This window comes from Dokdonella immobilis (genome assembly GCF_900115085.1).
GTDB lineage: Bacteria > Pseudomonadota > Gammaproteobacteria > Xanthomonadales > Rhodanobacteraceae > Dokdonella > Dokdonella immobilis.
The window spans coordinates 53,622-70,769 of record NZ_FOVF01000025.1 but is presented as its reverse complement, the minus strand read 5'-3'; the positions used below and the strand labels follow the sequence as shown (position 1 = coordinate 70,769).

Below are 17,148 nucleotides of genomic sequence, written 5' to 3'. Positions count from 1 at the left end.
TGTACGCTCAAGGTGTAGCTCGCCGCGACACCGACCGTCCACGGGCTCGCGCTCGCGGTCTTGATGATCGTCAGCTGCGGGGCCAGGATCGTGTCAGTGTCGGTTGCAGAATTGTTGCCGGGAGTCGAATCAACAGTCCCGGTGGGAGTCGCAACCGAGACCGTATTCGAGACGCTTCCGGACGACGCCGTGACAGTGGCGGACACCACGATCTCGTAGAACTGACCTACGGCCAGGGCGGGCAACGCATAGCCTGTCTGCAACTGCGCGATGCCTGGCGTGGTGCCTACCGTGCATTGGCCGGGAGTCCCAGAGCAGACGATACCGGTCTTGGCCAGGCCGGCAACGGCAGGGTCGGTGATGATTGCGCCCGTGACCGGAGTGGGTCCGTTGTTGGTGATCCGGATCGTGTAGTTGGTCGTGCTGCCGGCAACAACGCTGGCTACGCCATTGGACTTGGTCGCAGCGAGATCGGTGATGCTGCTCGTGCAGATGGGCTGCGAAGCGAGTGCTGGAGCCAGGCCGGCCAGACCGCTGCCGCCCCGAGTACTGCCGTTCGGTATGAATTCGGTTACGGCTCCCGAAGAAGTCGTTCCGTTGACACCCGCGGCGACTGCTGTGGTCAGCCCCGCCGATGCAGCAATGTAGCCACCGCCGCCGCCGCCACCGGGACCTTCGGACTCGTTGCCGGTGATGAGTTGGTTGCCGCCGTTGCCGCCATTGGCCCGTAGCGTGACGCCACTGGCCGTTCCGGCCGAGGCGAGAATGCTGCCGCCGCCACCGCCGCCACCTGGCGCGTCGTTGTGGTTGGGGGTGGAGTTGGTCGCCGTGTCGCCGTTGGCAAGGATCCTGCCACTACCAGAGATCGTGCCGGCAACTACGATGACCATGCCGCCCCCGCGGGCGCCCGATGAACCCGCCGAGTTGTTGGCATCACCCGCGCCGCCGCCACCGCCGAGGAAGAGGCGGGTATCGCCGGCTATGGAGGGATTGTTGGCGAGCGGCCGCCCGCCAATTCCGCCACGCTCGCGGCGATTGTTGCCGCCCCAGCCGGCATTGCCCGGCGCAACGGTCAGTGCATCCTGGTTGTTTGCGCCATAGGTGTAGCCACCCCGACCACCACCCGATGAGGTTGTCGTTGCTGTCAGCGTTCCATCAAGGTTCCAGGCGGCGTCCCATGCCGCTGTTGTTCGATCAGGATTGCCCTGTCCATTCCAGGCCACTCCGTTGTTGCCATTGGCGCCGCCGCCGCCGCCGCCGTTGTGGGCATTGCCTCCACCACCGCCGTTGGCCGGCGCGCCACGACCGTAACGACCGTTAAGCGCGTCGTAGGCCGCCTGGAATCCCGCGATGCCCTCGCCCTTTTCGGCGCCGTCGGTGCTTGCCGCCCCACGGTACAGACTGACATCGGTTCCGGCATCGGTGGTGTCATTCTCGAGCACGCCACCGCGAAATCCCGCACCGTTTGCAGAAAGGTCGCCGTTCAGCGTGAGCGTGTTCTGAACGAGGATCGGCATCACGCCACCGGTACTGCCATTCCACAGTGGCGCCGTGATCACGACGCCCGCGTTGACCGTCAACGTCGAATACTGCGGGACCCGAATGACCTGCGATCCGTTGTTGTAGGAAAACCGCAGCAGGGTCGGGCTGCAGGCGGGGCTCAGGGTCACAACATTGCCGGCGACACTGATGACATTGACGAACTCGAACCGGCCCGCATTGCCGAGCGAAGTGACCGCTCCGTAGGCCGCCGTGTTGCCGGTATTGATCGTGGCGCCCTGTGCCTGGTAGACCAGCAGGACGTCGCCCGCAGTGATACCGGCGGTGCTCGCAAGGGTCAGGGTTGAGTCACCGGAGACTGCTGCCGCGGTCAGGGTCGTGATGCGCACTTCCGGCAGGGCCGTGTAAGCCGTGTTTGCGGCCACTGTGCGGGCACCATCCTTGCCCGGCCACCAGGCGTGCGCGCTCTGCGGGACGACCGCAGTCGCTGCAACAACAAGGAAACATGCCAATGTCGGAAAAAGGCGGAACGTGCTCGCAATGGTCAAACGAGCGCAGTTCGATAGGCTGGAAAATGTCATGAGGCTCCCCGGAACCGTAGGCTGATCGCTTCCGACGTTCCGGCTTCTCATGCGCGCCGGTTGCGTCGGTACGTTCGTGCCGAAGGCACGCACGCTCCCGGTATCGGTCCGGCGGCGGACCGACTACTCAAGACGCAACTAGCCCCCTGCACGCCACACGCGCCGCAAAGGAGCGCCTGTGAGTGACTTTCGGTTCGCGGCATCCTGCCGGTCACCTGTTCGGACGGGAATTGTGGCTCCCGCCTTCGATCATTATTGCACAAGCAAGATGCGTGCCTGTAGGCCAGCCGCGAATACCTGGTTCCTCCCAACGACCCGACTGTCTACCTGCATCCAACGCCCTTCCATCTTCGCAAACTGAAACGCCGATCGAGTCCTGTCGATCGCAAACAATTGATTCCGGTTTGTCACGAATCCGGTTCGAGCCGGCCATGTAGCCGAACTCTCCTGAATCGGCGATGCCGAATCCGCCTCCAGGCATCGTGACCGAATGACGGCTGCGCATGGGAACCGGTGCGATGCCGGATTTGCCCACGGCGAGTGGCTGGGCTGGAGCCATTTTCGGACCTGCCCTTGCTGGAACGGGCAAGGAACAGATGTGACGACCGCTGGCACTCGCGCACTTCGAGCAAACATCGCCCGCCTGCAAGCCGACATTCGCCCTACGGGTTAATTTCGGATAGCGCGCCGCGTGGTAGCGGCGCGATGTCAGGGACGGCCAAGCGCCGCAATGCTCAGTTTGCCCCGGGCATCGAATGTGCGATCCGGGCAGCCCTCGGACCGAGCCTGCATCAACCCTCGGCAATCAACCGTGGCATTATCGCCGGGCCAGCCAGGGCTTGCCGCTGCGCGGGTGCTCCCATTCACATAGCCACGGGTGACAACATGCAACGCTGGGTCAAGATTCCTGACGGGCGCTTTCTCGATGCGAATCGCATTGCCTACGTCGGCAAGGTCGAAACCTTCAACCGGATCGACGAGAACGGCGAAGACCTCGGACTAGCCTATGCGGTCAATCTGGGCACCGATTTTCCGCGCGAATCGCAGATCAATGTCGTCGGAACCAAGGAGGAAATATTCGCCTTGCTGCGCGGCATCCTGGGCGGCACTGGCGCGCAGAATGCGGTCGGGCCGGCTCCTTCGCCCCCTGCTCAAAGCTGATGGGCCGTGGGTGCCGGACAGCGCCGTTCGATCACGCGGTACACATTCCATAGCAGGAATCCCGCCAGGCTGATTCCTCCCGCGGTGGCCGCCAGTTTCAACGCGCTGTCCGAGATCATCGGCGACACGACGCCGGCCAGCGTCGCGCTGATCACGAGACTGACGAAGGCCTGCATCGAGGAGGCGCCACCGCGCTGCCGCGGAAAACGATCGAGCAACTGCAGGGTGAGGGTCGGAAAAGCGATGCCGATACCCATCGAATGCAGGCCAAGCGGAATGACCGACCAGGGTACGACAGGCTTCGGCAGCCACAGCGCGGTCGCGATGTTCAGCGCCGACGCCCCCATCATGACCCGGTAGCCGAGCCTGGCGGTGGACTGTGCGCTGACCCGGCCGGCCAGGCGACCCGACAGGAATGAACCCAACATCAGGCCGCCAATGGCCGGGATGAACAGCCAGGCAAACTGCTGGGCGTCGAGTCCAAGCAAACCGATTACGAAAGCCGGTGCGGATGAGATGTAGACGAACAGCGCGTTGAAACCGAACGTGCCGGCCAGTACGAGTGGCAGAAAGGCCGGATCCCGCAGGATCATGGCGTAGGTCGAGCCCATGCCGCGCAACGACAGGGCCATGCGCCGCTCGGCAGGCAGCGTTTCCGGAAGCTGGGCCAGGCTGGCGATCCAGACCACGCCGGCGAACAGTGCCAGCAGCCAGAAGATCATCGGCCAGCGCGCGAATGCCACGACCCAGCCGCCGACGATCGGCGCGATGGCCGGTGCCACGCCGAAGATCATCGAGACCGTCGACATCAGGCGTTGCGCGGCGGCCCCCTCGAAACAGTCGCGAATAATGGCGCGACCGACGATCAGTCCGGCACCCGCGGACATCCCCTGCAACGCCCGGAATGCGAGCAGTTCGCCGATGCTGGTCGACTGCGCGCAGCCGATCGAAGCCAGCACGAAGGCCGCGACACCGACAAGGATGACCGGTCTCCGCCCCAGCGCATCGGACACGGGGCCATGCAAAAGCGACATCAGCGCGTAGGCGATCATGTACACGCTGAGCGTCTGTTGCATGGCCAGCGGGCTCGCCTGCAACTGCGCGGCGATCGCCGGAAACGCCGGGAACATCGTATCGATCGAGAACGGGCCAAACATGGCCAGTGCGCCGAGCAACGGCGCCAGGCCTCGGCGGCGCACGGCATTGGCGGGAATCATGGCGATGGGGTCGGATCGGTGAGGTTCGCATGCTACGGATTGGCCTGGCGCAAGTCACCCGGCAGCCGGCTCGATCGACGCCCTGGCCGGCAGTTTCACTACCGTTGCGCAACCGGCAGGTTGGCGTAGATGGCTTGTTCATGTTTGCAGTCGGATACTGGGGAAGCTTAGCTCTGCTCTCGTCACACGTGATTTCGCCGCCGAGCCAAGAGATCCCATGAAGCGCGCAAGTCTCAAATCGAGAACCGTATCCCTCCTCGCCGACTGCGGCATCTGTGTCGACGGCGACTCGCCATGGGACATCCAGATCCACGACGAGGACTTCTACGCCCGTGTCATTGCCCATGGCTCGATGGGGCTCGGCGAGTCCTACATGGATGGCCAATGGGACGCGGCCGACCTCGACGGTTTCATGTACCGCCTGCTCGTCGCCCACGTCGACGAGCGTGTGCGCCCGCTCGACGACGCCAGGCTCTGGATCAAGGCAGAGCTCCTCAACCTGCAACGCGGCCGGCGTGCGTTTGCCGTAGGCGAGCGTCACTACGACCTCGGCAACGATCTGTTCCAGGCCATGCTCGGCAAGCGACTGGTCTACAGTTGCGGCTACTGGCACGCCGCACGGACGCTGGATGGCGCCCAGGAAGCCAAGCTCGACCTGGCCTGTCGCAAGCTCGGATTCGCGCCAGGCATGCGCGTCCTCGACATCGGGTGTGGGTGGGGAGAAGCCCTGAAATTCGCCGCCGAGCGCTATGGCATCGAGGGCGTTGGTGTCACCGTATCAGAGGAACAGGCGGCGTATGCCCGCGATCTCTGCCGCGGCCTGCCGGTCGAGATCCGGATCCAGGACTACCGCAAGATCGACGAGCGTTTCGATCGGATTTTCTCGATCGGCATGTTCGAACATGTCGGCGTGAAGAACTACCGGACGTACTTCGACGTCGTGCGGCGTTGCCTGGCCAGGGACGGCCTGACCCTGCTGCACTCGATCGGCGCCAACACCTCCTCCAACCATACCGATCCGTGGATCGAGAGATACATCTTCCCGAACTCGATGATCCCGTCGGCCGCGCAGATCTGCAAGGCCGCTGAAAGGCATTTCGTCATCGAGGACTGGCACGGATTCGGCCCCGACTACGATCGCACGCTGATGGCCTGGATCGCCAATTTCGATCGCGCCTGGCCAGGGCTGTCGGCACGCTACGACGAACGCTTCCGGCGCATGTGGCGATACTATCTATCCGCCTCGGCGGCGTCGTTCCGCTCCCGGCGCGACCAGCTCTGGCAGATCGTGCTGAGCCCGCGCGGCGTTCCGGGCGGACTGGCCGAAATTCGCTAGCCGTGGTCTTGCGGCGCCGCCGAATAGTCGGTGGCCAGCGCGCAGATGACGCCCTCGTCGAACCACTGGCGAAGGAATCCGATGGCCATGGCCGGGACGCTGTCGGCCGGATGATCGCAGGCCAACCGTTCGCACAGCCCGGAAAAATCCTTTTCATCGATCAGGACGGCTGCCAAGGCCGCCAATTCCGCCTGCACGACCGGCCGAAACCGCGTCACGCGCTCCTCGTCGCGCCACAACAGGCGTGCCGCTGCGTTCGAGGCTGCTGCAGCCGGCGGTGCTTCTTCGTCCTTGAGTGCCCGCCAGACTTCAACCGCGTTGGTCGAGAGCACGAGCAGGCGCACGCTCGGATGGAAGCGCAGGCGCAAGGTCGGCCACGACTGCGCATCGAGTGGCCCCATCGCCGCCCAATCCAGGCGCGGCGCATCGGCCGCGTCGAACACATCGAGCAGGGCACGCTCGAACTGCGCGAGTTCGGCGATGACTGGATGAGCGGAAAATGGTGCGTTGCGGGCGAGCCAATCGGGAACCCGGCTGCCGAAGAAGCGCAGTGAACGCACCTGCGAAGGATGATCGGCGGTATATCCCGCACAGAACTTCAGCCACAGCGTATCGCCGAGATAGGCCGACAGGACAGGATGGTCCGCCTCCAGCGCTTCACGCAGGCGCGAGTGGTAGGCATTGGCGTAGATCGACAGACCGATGTCGCTGTCGACCAGGCCCTGACTGCACCATGTCCGCGGAAATGCCTCGCCGCCAAGGACATGGTCGAGAAATCGCCGCTCGAGCGTCGCCAGGGCGGTCATGCGCAGACCGCCAACGAGGACAGGTAGAGCGTCTGTGCGCCTATGCGCCGGGCGTGGTCGAGTTCTTGGACGAGTTCGCGCAGCGGCGGAATGTTGTCATCGCGCTCGATCATCGTGGTGACCGGACCGATGCGCTGGAGCGTTCGCGCGTACAGCGCCCAGACCTCGTCGCGCACCGGGTGATCATGGGTGTCGATCACGTAGTCGCCATAGTCGCTGTGCCCGGCCAGATGGATCTGCCAGATCCGGTCCGCCGGCAGGGCCGCCACATAGGTGTCCGCATCGAAGCCATGGTTGCGCGAGCTGACATAGATGTTGTTGACGTCGAGCAGGATGCGACACCCGCTGCGCCGCACGATTTCCGACAGGAATGCGGCTTCTTCCATCTCGGCGTCTGCAAAGCTGACGTAGCTGGAAACGTTTTCGATGAGGATCTCGCGGCCGAGGAAGTCCTGCACCTCGCCGATCCGCGCGACCACATGCGATATCGCCTCTTCGGTGTACGGCAGGGGCAACAAGTCGTGGCTGTTGATGCCGCCATTGCCGGTCCAGCACAAATGATCGGATACCCAGATCGGCTCGACATCACGGACCAGCTGACGCAATTCGCGCAGGTAATCCCGGTCGAACGGGTCGGTGCTGCCGATCGACAGCGACACGCCATGCATGGCCACGGGATAACGTGACCGGATCGACGCGAGATAGTGGCGCGGCTTGCCGCCGGCGACCATGAAGTTCTCCGAGATGATCTCGAACCAGTCGACGGCCGGGCGCTCTTCGAGCACGGCATCGAAGTGTTCGGTGCGCAGGCCGAGGCCATACCCGTACCACGGCCGAGCGCCCGAAGCCTGCGCTTCGGGCGTCAGCTCACGCGCAGGCTGTGCGCGATGATTCATCAGGACTTGGCGGTGCCGCCGACGTCGGCGCAGGTGCTGGCCGGAATCGCGACGAAGCCCTGGCCCTTGCAACCGCCCTGACCCTTGCAGGCGTTCGAGGCGGTCTTGCAATCGTTGTGGCCCTTGCAGGCATTGGCGCCATAGCACTTCACGGTGTCGGTAGACTCGACCATCGCCATACCGGCTTCCTTGTCCATCTTGCCGCCCATCGCGGTGCAGGCATCAGCCGTGGTCGCGACAAAGCCCTGCCCCTTGCAGCCACCCTGGCCCTTGCAGGCATTGGCGGCGGTCTTGCAGCCGTTGTGGCCCTTGCAGGCGTTGACGCCCATACAGTGGCCGACTTCGGCCTTGGCTGCGGCTTCAGCCGCGCTGACCGGTGCCGAAAAGCTGGCCATGCTGGCAGCGACGAGGGCGAGACTGAATCCTGAAATTCCGGCGTTGAGATTGTTCATTGTGCTGTTCTCCAAGAGTGTTTGCATTGATGCGGCCTGACGGACGAGCCCGTCAGTCGCCGCGACGCGGGTGAATGCGCCCGACTGCACGCATTCGATTTGGCGGTTCGAGCCCTATGCCAAACGCGCAGGGCAATAGACCCTGCCTGCATAAGTTATCTTTCACGCGTTGCAAATCCGTTTGAAAGCGCTCAGCTTCGGTCCGATTTGACGCTGCGTTGCAACAAATAGTCGATCGAGACCACGCCCGGCCCGGCCAGACTGAGCCAGAGAAAAATCGCGAGGTAGGCAAACTCGACCAGCCCAAGCAGGTACTCGAGCGAATCGACCTGGTCCCAGAACGCCGATTTGATCGCAACAATCATGACTACGATCAACGGCGCGGAAAAGATGCGCGTGAACAGACCGAGGATCAGGGCAATCCCGCCGACGAATTCCAGGCCCGAGACGAACGGTGCGAGAATCTCGGGCGCGGGCACGCCCCAGCCGCGAAAGTTCTCGATGACCAGGGGCAAGGCCCCGAGCTTTCCCCAGCCGGCCCAAAGAAACACCCAGCCCACGGTGATGCGCGCAACGAGGGGTCCGAGCCAGGCGAAATGCGCCGCTACACGTTCCGGCCAGTCGATCAGGACAGCGATGATTGCTTTCATGCGAGGGTCTCCATTTGCATTCCGGATCGGAATCCGGGGTCGAGTGAGGCCGTACCGGCTTCACTAGGAAACCGGCGGCTGGAAATTTCGTATCGGATCGGGACTAGGGAGCGGCGAGTATCGCGCCGGGGCCAGGGGACTGCAGTACCGGAACAGCAAAGCCTTCGGACGTCGCGACCGCTTCCCCCATGGCGGACTTCCAGACACGCTCTATGGCGTCGAAATCGGCATCAGCGCTGGCCACCATGACCAGGGAGCCCTTGCCCAGCGGCAATTGGCGTCCATGCATGCCATCGCGGCTGAAATCCACCTGGCCGGCAATGCGCTTGTCGGCCACGTAAACGACGCTCACCGGGCCGGATCGCTCGGGCATCACCATGTGGACGGTGTTGTACGGACCAGCCGGGCATTTGTGCACATAGTTGACACCGTCGGGGACCGAAGCAAGGCTGACGCCGCGCGCCGCAAAGGCATCCATGACGTCCTGCTTCGGCACCGGACTTCCGGTTCTGTCCGCGCCGACTACATGCTCCCGCAGATGATCGACGACCATTCCGGCCAGTTCGGGCACTTCGGTCCGTGGCCGGTTCACCGCGACCAGCGCGACGACGATCGATGCCGCTGCGGCCAGCATGAGCGCCGCGAAACCACGCCGCCGACCGCGTCGCTCATGGCGCGCCTCGGTGGTCTGCGCGAGCAGGATGCGATCAGCGAGGTTTGCCGGCACGGCCACATTGAAGGCCGCCCTGATCCGCGATTCGAATTCCTCGGCGCGCGCGTGGGCGGCGGCGCAATGCACGCACTCCGCCCGATGGGCGACGAAGTCTTCGAAGCTGCAGGCAGGCTCACTGCCCAGTCGTCGGCGGAATTCCAGGCAATTCATAGTTCACTCACCTCGGCTGCCTGGTCATCGAGTCCCAGTTGCCCTTTCAGTTTCTGTCGAGCGCGAAACAGCTGGGTCATGACGGCGGCTTCGCCGAGCCCGAGCTGCGCGGCAATTTCCGAGCAGGAGAATCCGCCGAGCACCTGGAGCACCAGCGGATCGCGATACTTGGGCTCCAGCTTCGCAATGGCCTGGCGCAGCGCGGACTCCTCGGTCCTGCGCTCGGGAGTGGCCTGCGGATCCGGCAGGTCGAAATCGTCGATGTCGTCAGATGGCATCGACTTGCGCTCGAACAGGCGAGCGTGTTCGCGGCGCAAGATCGTTATCAGCCAGGCCTTGACCGCGCCGACTTCGCGCAGCTTGTCGAGCGCTCGCCAGGCGCGCAGAAAGGTGTCCTGGACCAGGTCCTGGGCCAGCGCATCCTGTCCGCACAACCAGTAGGCATAGCGGTACAGGTCCGTGGAATGGCCGCGGACGAGGGCCTCGAACTGGTTCTGACGACTGCTCATGGGCGGATAGACCGGCATCGTTGCGGTTTCCTTACAGTCGACGTCCTGTTTCATGGTGGCTCCCCGACGGCGGCCCGCGAGTCGGCCGTGCCGCTCCAATCATAGCGAAAACGGGACGCATGCCTGTGACATGGAACGGGACCCACCGGGTCTACTGTGGCGCGCCACGGCCGGTTCCGCGATTGCCTCGCGGCGGCCGGGCAAGGCGATCCCCAACTGCCGGCGCACGATGCGTCGCACGGCCCGATCCGGCACAATTGGAGGTTCGCATCGGCCCCCTGCCGACGCATCGATACCGGACATCATGACCCTGCAAGGCAACTACGAACAGATCGCGCTGAAGGACTACGCGGAGCGCGCCTATCTCGACTATTCCATGTACGTCGTGCTCGATCGCGCACTCCCGTTCATCGGCGATGGGCTCAAGCCCGTGCAGCGCCGCATCATCTATTCGATGAGCGAACTCGGCCTCAATGCCGGGGCCAAGCCGAAGAAGTCGGCACGCACAATCGGCGACGTCATCGGCAAGTTCCACCCGCATGGCGACAGTGCCTGCTACGAAGCCATGGTGCTGATGGCGCAGCCATTTTCCTATCGCTACCCGCTGGTCGGCGGCCAGGGCAATTTCGGCTCGCAGGACGACCCGAAATCCTTCGCTGCGATGCGCTACACCGAGTCGAAGCTGACCCCGATCGCCGAAGCCCTGCTCGAAGAGCTAGGCCAGGGCACCGTCGACTGGGTGCCGAACTTCGATGGCACGCTCAAGGAACCGGCCTGGCTTCCGGCGCGGATTCCGCACGTCCTGATCAATGGCACCACCGGGATCGCCGTGGGCATGGCCACCGACATCCCGCCGCACAACCTGCGCGAAGTCGCCACCGCCTGCATCCGACTGCTCGACGAACCGGAGGCCAGCATCGCCGACCTGTGCGAGCACGTGCGTGGGCCCGATTTTCCGACCGAGGCGGAAATCATCACGCCGAAGAACGACCTGCTCGCCCTCTATGCCACGGGCAACGGCTCGCTTCGCGCCCGCGCCGTCTACACGCGCGAGGACGGCAACATCGTCATCACGGCCCTGCCCCACCAGGTATCGCCCTCGAAGATCATGGAGCAGCTTGCAACCCAGATGCGGGCCAAGAAACTGCCGATGATCGAGGACGTACGCGACGAGTCGGACCACCTCAATCCGATCCGCCTGGTCCTGTTTCCGCGTTCGAACCGGATCGACGTCGACGAAATCATGCCGCACCTTTTCGCCACGACCGACCTCGAAAAGAGCTACCGGGTCAACCTCAACATGATCGGCCTCGATGGCCGACCGCAGGTCAAGAACCTCAAGCAGATCCTCGGCGAGTGGCTACGTTTCCGCACCGACACCGTGACCCGTCGCCTGCAGCACCGCCTCGACAAGGTCGAACGCCGCCTGCACCTGCTCGAAGGCCTGCGCATTGCCTACCTCAATCTCGACGAGGTCATCCGCATCGTCCGCAGCGAGGACGAACCGAAACCGGTGCTGATGAAGCGCTTCGCCTTGAGTGAAGAACAAGCCGACTACATCCTCGAAACGAAGTTGCGCCAGCTGGCCCGCCTCGAGGAAATGAAGATCAATGCCGAGCGCGATGAACTCGAACAGGAACGCGCGAAGATCAACGTGCTGCTGAACTCGAAGGCGCGCCTGAAGACGCTGATCAAGGACGAGCTGCGCGAGGACGCGAAGAAGTACGGCGACGAGCGCCGTTCACCGCTGGTCGCGCGCGCGGCCGCCCAGGCGCTCGACGAAGCCGCCCTGGTGGCCAGCGAACCGACCACGGTCGTGCTTTCGGCCAAGGGGTGGGTCCGTGCCGCCAAGGGCCACGACATCGATGCAGCCGGCCTGAGCTACCGCGAGGGCGACGGCTTCCGCGCCGCCGCGCGCGGGCGCACCACGCAACAGGTCGCCTTCATCGATTCGACCGGTCGCAGCTATACCGCGCTCGCGCACAGCCTGCCTTCCGCGCGCGGCAATGGCGAACCGCTGAGCGGCCGATTCACGCTGCCCGCCGGGGCCCAGATCGAAACCCTGGCGATCGCCGATCCGGCCACGCGGCTGGTCCTGGCCTCGGATCTCGGCTACGGCTTCGTCACGCGTTTCGAGAACCTGCTTGGCAACAAGAAGTCAGGCAAGCAGCTCATGAACCTCGACGACAGGGCCCACGTGCTCAATCCGGCCATGGTCGATGACTCGGCCCGCGACCGCATCGTGGTCGCCACCAGCGCCGGTCATCTATTGATGTTCTCGGTGGCCGAACTGCCCGAACTCGACAATGGCGGCAAGGGCAACAAGCTGATCGAGATCCCCAAGCCGAAACTGGCCTCCGGCGAACGCGTGGTCGGAATTGCCGTGGTCGCCGAAGCCAGGGGAGAAGTCACCCTCTACGCCGGCCAGCGCAAGCTGATCCTCAAGTGGGCCGACCTGGTCGAATACGGTGGCAATCGCGCCACGCGCGGCAGCCTGCTTCCGCGCGGATTCCAGCGCGTCGAGCGGATCGAAAGCAGCCTCTGAACCCGGGATTTTGCGCGGAGAATCCGCAACGGAAAAAAATCGGGGGCCTTGCGGCCCCCGATACGATTTGCTTAAGGCTGCGCGGTCAACGCTGGATCGAGCGACGACGCAGGATCAACGCGCCAAACGCGATGGCGAACATGCCAAGCGCCAGTTTGCTCCAGGTCGACAGGGTCGGCAGATCGATGGCCGCCGCCGGCGGACCGCCGCCGCCCTGACAGACTGTGCACACACCCGTCAGGCCAGGCGTTGGCAGCAGGCCCCAATCGACGACGTCGCCGGTATCGCCCGCGGCCGAGTCAGTGACCGAAAGGGTCCAGGTACCGAGCGTGCTTTCGCCGGCAAAGGCGGACAAGGCCTGGGCCGGGAGTACCGGGCCACTCAGCCAGGGCGTCGTGCCCGGGCAGCTGGTCTCGGGATCGACACTGGCACTATCGCTGAAGACCACGTCCATGTTGTCGTTGCTGCAGCCGAACGTACCCGCTGGGACGCCCGGCCGATCAAGCAGGGTGACCGTCGTGCCCGCCGGGCTGGTCAGGGTGATCGTGGTGTCGCCGACCCAGGTGTGGTTGATGGCCACGGCCACCGAAAGATCGGTCAGGGTGAGGTCTTGGCCGATCGTGATCGTGGAGGTGGCGGGCGTTCCTGGCGAATTGTCGGGGATCGCAATCGGCAGCGTTTCATTGGGCGTCACGTTGCCGCTTTCGCCAATCTGCGAGGCAACCGAGCCCGAAGCCGTCGTGCCTTCGTTGCTGGTGACATCGATCGGCAGCGAGAACCCGGTGACGCAGGTCGCGCCGGCATCCGCGGTGACGGTGAAGGTCGCCGTGGCACTGTTGCCATCGGCCAGCGAGCCGATGTTCGAGGTCGAGTTGACATAGGTGATGCCAGCCGGAGCCGGTATGCCCAGCGTCGCCACAACGCCAGTGAAGCTGCCGCCCGCGGCACTGATCGGTACCTGCACGGTGACGGTCTCACCGGGTTCGATCACGCCATTGGACTGGCCGGGATTGCTTGCGCACTGGTCGACCAGGGTCGCCTGGGCCGAACCAACGGTCAGCGAGGGTCCACCCGGATTGCCGACCACGTTCATGACGATATTCATGCCCGCAAAGCCGATCGCGCCGGTCGTTGTCGGCGTGGTTACACCACAATCCGCCGCCTGCAGGTAGCTTGGCGCGGACTCACCCGAGGCATTCGAGCCGATGAAGAATGAATTTCCCGCGGTCTGGCCGTCCGGCGTGAACACCTCGACGACCAGATTCGATCCCGCGGTCGCCAGGCCGCTGACAGTTGCCGGGAATATCGTGGCCGACTGGTCGGGCACATTGACCGACGCCGTGCCGATTTGCGTGTACGAGCCCGGGAAGGTGCCCGGGAATGCGCCCGTGCCGCTGTAGAGATTGACCGTCACCGGCTGCGTTCCACCCGCTCCAGCTGCCGTCTCGACGCCGAACTGGACCTCGCAGACGTTGATGTCCGCCGTCAGCGGGAATGACCGGAAGTAGGAGTTGTCCGAATGCAGGCCACCCGCGTTGCACGACACGGAGTTGCCGGTCGTTATCGACTGCGAAGTCGACTGGGTAAGGACGATGGAGCCGCAGGAAGTACCTGCCGGCACGAAGGTTTGCCGCTGCGGCTTTGGAACCTCGAATGTCGAAGGAGAAAACGACTGGGCTACAACGGCCGTCGCGCACATGCTCAGCGCCATTGCAGCGGGTGCAACGAAGTATCGAATCGATCTTGGCATGGTGAAATCCCCAGGTGTTGGAACTCGGATTCTTGGCGGACGGGTCCGCCAAGCCAACAGAAACCGACCGTCCTGTAAGACCGGGTAGCGGTTCTCGGAACGGAATTGCAACGGCCAAAAATGGATGGCCGCAGACTCCACACTAGCACTGCTCGCGACTGAAATGAAGAAGTCGACCCAAATCTTTGACCCGTTCAGCCTTCACCCGCAAGATGTCGCCCATTTCCGGCCGTCCCAGCCCCTATCAAAGCCCATCCGTTCCCGGAGCTTCCCCTTGAACCAAAGATTCCCGAGGTCTTTTCCAAACCCGCGGGTCGCCGATGACGCCCCGGCGCGATCAACCCGACCGGCTCGCCGCCAGGCCGCGCGGCCCTGCGGGCCCTGGCGCATCGAGCGGAGCGAGATTTCGAAATGAACGTCCGCAATCGCAAACGGACCCTGTTGCGGTCGCTTTCACTGCTCGCACTGATCGTCGTACTGGTCGTTGCCGCAGTTCTGACGGGCGGCTGGCTGGCGTTACGCGGAAGCCTCCCACAACTGGACGGAACGATCCGTTCCACGGCATTGTCGGCCGCAGTGTCGGTCAAGCGCGACGCTCGCGGGACCGTCACCCTCAGCGGCATGAACCGAGACGACGTGACCTGGGCCCTCGGATTCGTGCATGCGCAGGAACGCTTCTTCGAGATGGACCTGATGCGCCGCAGTGCGGCCGGGGAACTGGCCGAACTGTTCGGCAAGGCCGCCCTGCCAATCGACCGCCGTGCGCGCGCGCATCGCATGCGTGCACGCGCCGGGGCCAGCCTTGCCCTCGCCTCGGCGGCAGAGCGGCACGCGGTCGAGCGCTATCGCGACGGCGTCAATGCGGGCCTGGCTGCGCTGGGCGTGCGTCCGTTCCCGTACCTGCTGACACGCACGACGCCGCGGCCTTGGAGCAGTGAAGACACGGTTCTCGTTGTCGATGCCATGTACTTTGCGCTCAACGATGCAGGCAACCAGCGCGAACTGGCCTTCTCGCTGATGAAGTCGGCCCTCCCCGACTCCGCCTGGCGGTTCCTCTCCGCGACCGGCGGATCATGGGATGCGCCGTTGAGCGGGCCGCCCATGCGCTGGCCGGATCCGCCGCCAGCGGGCGATCTGGACCTGCGCGCCATCGACGCCTCGCTGCTGCGGGGTACCGACGCTTCCATCGACAATGTTCCGGGCAGCAACAGCTTTGCGGTCGGCGGCGGATTAACCGGCGGCGCGGGCATGATCGCCAACGACATGCATCTCGAGCTGCGCGTACCGGACATCTGGTTCAGGGCCCGCCTGATTTTTCCGAGCCCACGACGCACGGGCGAAACCATCGATGTCAGCGGCGCCAGCCTTCCCGGCACGCCGGCGATCATCGCCGGCAGCAACCGCGCGATCGCCTGGGGTTTCACCAACAGCTATGCGGATCTGACCGACTGGGTGCGGGTCATCGTCGATCCGGCCGATCCGGGCCGCTACCGCACAGTCGACGGCAGCGAACCGCTCAGCACCTATGCCGAAACGATCCAGGCCAAGGGTGAAGCCGCGGAGACACTGGAGATCCGCGAGACGCGGTGGGGTCCGATCCTGGCCGAGGATGCCGATGGTACGCCGCTCGCACTGGCCTGGACGGCGCATCGCGAGGGCGCGGTCAATCTGGAACTGATGCGACTCGAATCTGCCGAGACGGCCGACGAAGGCGTTGCGATCGTGCAGGAGGCCGGCATGCCGGCGCAGAATTTCATGGTTGCGGATCGTTTCGGAAACATCGCCTGGACCATCGCCGGCCGCGTCCCCAAGCGTAGCGGCGGGTTCGATCCCCGCCTGCCTTCGGACTGGAGCATCGCCGGCACCGGCTGGCAAGGTTGGCTCGCGCCGGCGGAGATGCCACTGATCTCGAATCCGCCGGAAAAGCGCCTTTGGACGGCCAATGCGCGCGTGGTCGATGAAGGTCCTTTCCTCGACATGCTCGGCGATGGAGGCTACGACCTTGGCGCCCGTCAGGCCCAGATCCGCGATGATCTCCGCGCGCGGGACCACTTTACGAGCGCGGACATGCTCGCCATCCAGCTGGACGACCGTGCCCTTTTTCTCGAACGCTGGCACCAGCGCCTCGTCAACTTGCTCGAGCACAGCGCCAGCACGCCACTGCGCAGCGACGTACGCGAGGCGCTCGATGACTGGGACGGCCGCGCTTCGACCGCCTCGGTCGCGTACCGCATCGTTCGGGCCTGGCGCAACGAAGTAAAGGACACGGTACTCGATGGCTTTGCCGCCGCCGTCCGCGTCCACTACCCGGCGTTTGAGCTTCCGAAGCTCGGCCAAGCCGAACATGCGGTCTGGATGCTGCTCGAGCGCCGCCCTGCGAACCTGCTGCCTGCGGGCTATGCCAGTTGGGAGGCGCTGCAGGAAGCATGTCTGGACCGCGTCGCCCAACGCCTGCAATCGCAGCCAGGCGGCATCGCCAAGCGCAGCTGGGGTGAGCGCAATACCGCGCGCATTGCGCATCCGCTGTCGCGTGCGCTACCCGGGTTCCTTGCCACCTATCTGGACATGCCGGCGGACCCCCTACCGGGCGACAGCAACATGCCGCGTGTGCAGGGGCCCCGATTCGGCGCCTCGGAGCGATTTGCGGTGGCCCCGGGGGACGAGGCGCATGGCTATTTCGAATTGCCCGGCGGGCAGAGCGGACATCCGCTGTCCCCGTTCTACGGCGCCGGACACGAGGATTGGGTGCAGGGCAAGCCGACACCGTTCCTTCCGGGTCCGGCCATCCATGAGCTGCGTTTCGAGCCCGGCCCCGGATGAATTACGCCCTCGACGGGTGCCGGGCACCCGTCGAGGCTGAGT

General features: G+C 64.6%; 13 protein-coding genes. 4 read left to right on the top strand and 9 right to left on the bottom strand.

The annotated features are described in order from the left end of the window. On the bottom strand, window positions 1-1,925 hold a 1,925-nt coding region (locus tag BM125_RS14995; protein WP_217647888.1), incomplete at its 3' end, for a DUF11 domain-containing protein. A 696-nt stretch (window positions 1,926-2,621) separates the two neighbouring features. Between BM125_RS14995 and BM125_RS19915 the strand changes: the two genes are divergently transcribed. Next, complete coding sequence (locus BM125_RS19915) at window positions 2,622-3,242, top strand: hypothetical protein (protein WP_139225039.1); 621 nt, start codon at window positions 2,622-2,624, stop codon at window positions 3,240-3,242. On the opposite strand, the gene BM125_RS14985 is transcribed toward BM125_RS19915, so the two are convergent. After that, window positions 3,233-4,459 carry a multidrug effflux MFS transporter gene (locus BM125_RS14985; RefSeq protein ID WP_092409426.1) on the bottom strand — a complete coding sequence of 409 codons (1,227 nt, stop codon included), beginning with the start codon at window positions 4,457-4,459 and terminating at the stop codon, window positions 3,233-3,235. The two genes, BM125_RS19915 and BM125_RS14985, sit on opposite strands and share 10 nt — an antisense overlap. Before the next feature lie 217 nt (window positions 4,460-4,676). Between BM125_RS14985 and cfa the strand changes: the two genes are divergently transcribed. Further along, the gene (gene cfa, locus BM125_RS14980) at window positions 4,677-5,795 is read left to right on the top strand and encodes a cyclopropane fatty acyl phospholipid synthase (RefSeq protein ID WP_092409424.1); all 1,119 of its coding nucleotides are present in this window, start codon (window positions 4,677-4,679) and stop codon (window positions 5,793-5,795) included. Here cfa and BM125_RS14975 read toward each other — a convergent pair. The 6 genes from BM125_RS14975 to BM125_RS14950 form a co-directional block, all read right to left on the bottom strand. Beyond that, entirely contained in the window at window positions 5,792-6,601 is an 810-nt protein-coding gene (locus tag BM125_RS14975; RefSeq protein WP_092409422.1) for an HvfC/BufC family peptide modification chaperone, read from the bottom strand. The two genes, cfa and BM125_RS14975, sit on opposite strands and share 4 nt — an antisense overlap. Continuing rightward, entirely contained in the window at window positions 6,598-7,497 is a 900-nt protein-coding gene (gene bufB, locus BM125_RS14970; protein ID WP_092409420.1) for an MNIO family bufferin maturase, read from the bottom strand. Before bufB ends, BM125_RS14975 begins: the two co-directional genes overlap by 4 nt. Beyond that, window positions 7,497-7,949 (bottom strand): BufA2 family periplasmic bufferin-type metallophore, encoded by a 453-nt coding sequence (gene bufA2 / locus BM125_RS20710; protein ID WP_092409418.1) that lies wholly within the window; start codon window positions 7,947-7,949, stop codon window positions 7,497-7,499. Before bufA2 ends, bufB begins: the two co-directional genes overlap by 1 nt. 191 nt (window positions 7,950-8,140) lie before the next feature. Further along, window positions 8,141-8,599 (bottom strand): DoxX family protein, encoded by a 459-nt coding sequence (locus BM125_RS14960; RefSeq protein ID WP_175498113.1) that lies wholly within the window; start codon window positions 8,597-8,599, stop codon window positions 8,141-8,143. A 103-nt stretch (window positions 8,600-8,702) separates the two neighbouring features. Then, window positions 8,703-9,482 (bottom strand): DUF3379 family protein, encoded by a 780-nt coding sequence (locus tag BM125_RS14955; protein WP_092409416.1) that lies wholly within the window; start codon window positions 9,480-9,482, stop codon window positions 8,703-8,705. Then, window positions 9,479-10,045: a sigma-70 family RNA polymerase sigma factor gene (locus BM125_RS14950; protein WP_092409414.1), complete on the bottom strand. Its 567-nt coding sequence runs from the start codon at window positions 10,043-10,045 to the stop codon at window positions 9,479-9,481. Before BM125_RS14950 ends, BM125_RS14955 begins: the two co-directional genes overlap by 4 nt. A 250-nt stretch (window positions 10,046-10,295) precedes the next feature. Between BM125_RS14950 and parC the strand changes: the two genes are divergently transcribed. Beyond that, complete coding sequence (gene parC / locus BM125_RS14945) at window positions 10,296-12,536, top strand: DNA topoisomerase IV subunit A (protein ID WP_092409412.1); 2,241 nt, start codon at window positions 10,296-10,298, stop codon at window positions 12,534-12,536. Window positions 12,537-12,621: 85 nt separating this feature from the next. Here parC and BM125_RS14940 read toward each other — a convergent pair whose 3' ends face one another. Then, window positions 12,622-14,157, bottom strand: coding sequence for a proprotein convertase P-domain-containing protein (locus BM125_RS14940; protein ID WP_175498112.1), 1,536 nt, complete (start codon window positions 14,155-14,157; stop codon window positions 12,622-12,624). A gap of 540 nt (window positions 14,158-14,697) precedes the next feature. Here BM125_RS14940 and BM125_RS14935 point away from each other — a divergent pair. After that, window positions 14,698-17,106 carry a penicillin acylase family protein gene (locus BM125_RS14935; RefSeq protein WP_092409408.1) on the top strand — a complete coding sequence of 803 codons (2,409 nt, stop codon included), beginning with the start codon at window positions 14,698-14,700 and terminating at the stop codon, window positions 17,104-17,106. The last annotated feature ends 42 nt before the right edge of the window (window positions 17,107-17,148 follow it).

Bases quoted from the DNA above. Each gene is read 5' to 3' on its own strand.
- BM125_RS14975 (WP_092409422.1), bottom strand. From the start codon at position 6,601: ATGACCGCCCTGGCGACGCTCGAGCGGCGATTTCTCGACCATGTCCTT.
- parC (WP_092409412.1), top strand. From the start codon at position 10,296: ATGACCCTGCAAGGCAACTACGAACAGATCGCGCTGAAGGACTACGCG.
- BM125_RS14960 (WP_175498113.1), bottom strand. From the start codon at position 8,599: ATGAAAGCAATCATCGCTGTCCTGATCGACTGGCCGGAACGTGTAGCG.
- BM125_RS14985 (WP_092409426.1), bottom strand. From the start codon at position 4,459: ATGATTCCCGCCAATGCCGTGCGCCGCCGAGGCCTGGCGCCGTTGCTC.
- bufB (WP_092409420.1), bottom strand. From the start codon at position 7,497: ATGAATCATCGCGCACAGCCTGCGCGTGAGCTGACGCCCGAAGCGCAG.
- BM125_RS14935 (WP_092409408.1), top strand. From the start codon at position 14,698: ATGAACGTCCGCAATCGCAAACGGACCCTGTTGCGGTCGCTTTCACTG.
- BM125_RS14955 (WP_092409416.1), bottom strand. From the start codon at position 9,482: ATGAATTGCCTGGAATTCCGCCGACGACTGGGCAGTGAGCCTGCCTGC.
- cfa (WP_092409424.1), top strand. From the start codon at position 4,677: ATGAAGCGCGCAAGTCTCAAATCGAGAACCGTATCCCTCCTCGCCGAC.
- bufA2 (WP_092409418.1), bottom strand. From the start codon at position 7,949: ATGAACAATCTCAACGCCGGAATTTCAGGATTCAGTCTCGCCCTCGTC.
- BM125_RS14950 (WP_092409414.1), bottom strand. From the start codon at position 10,045: ATGAAACAGGACGTCGACTGTAAGGAAACCGCAACGATGCCGGTCTAT.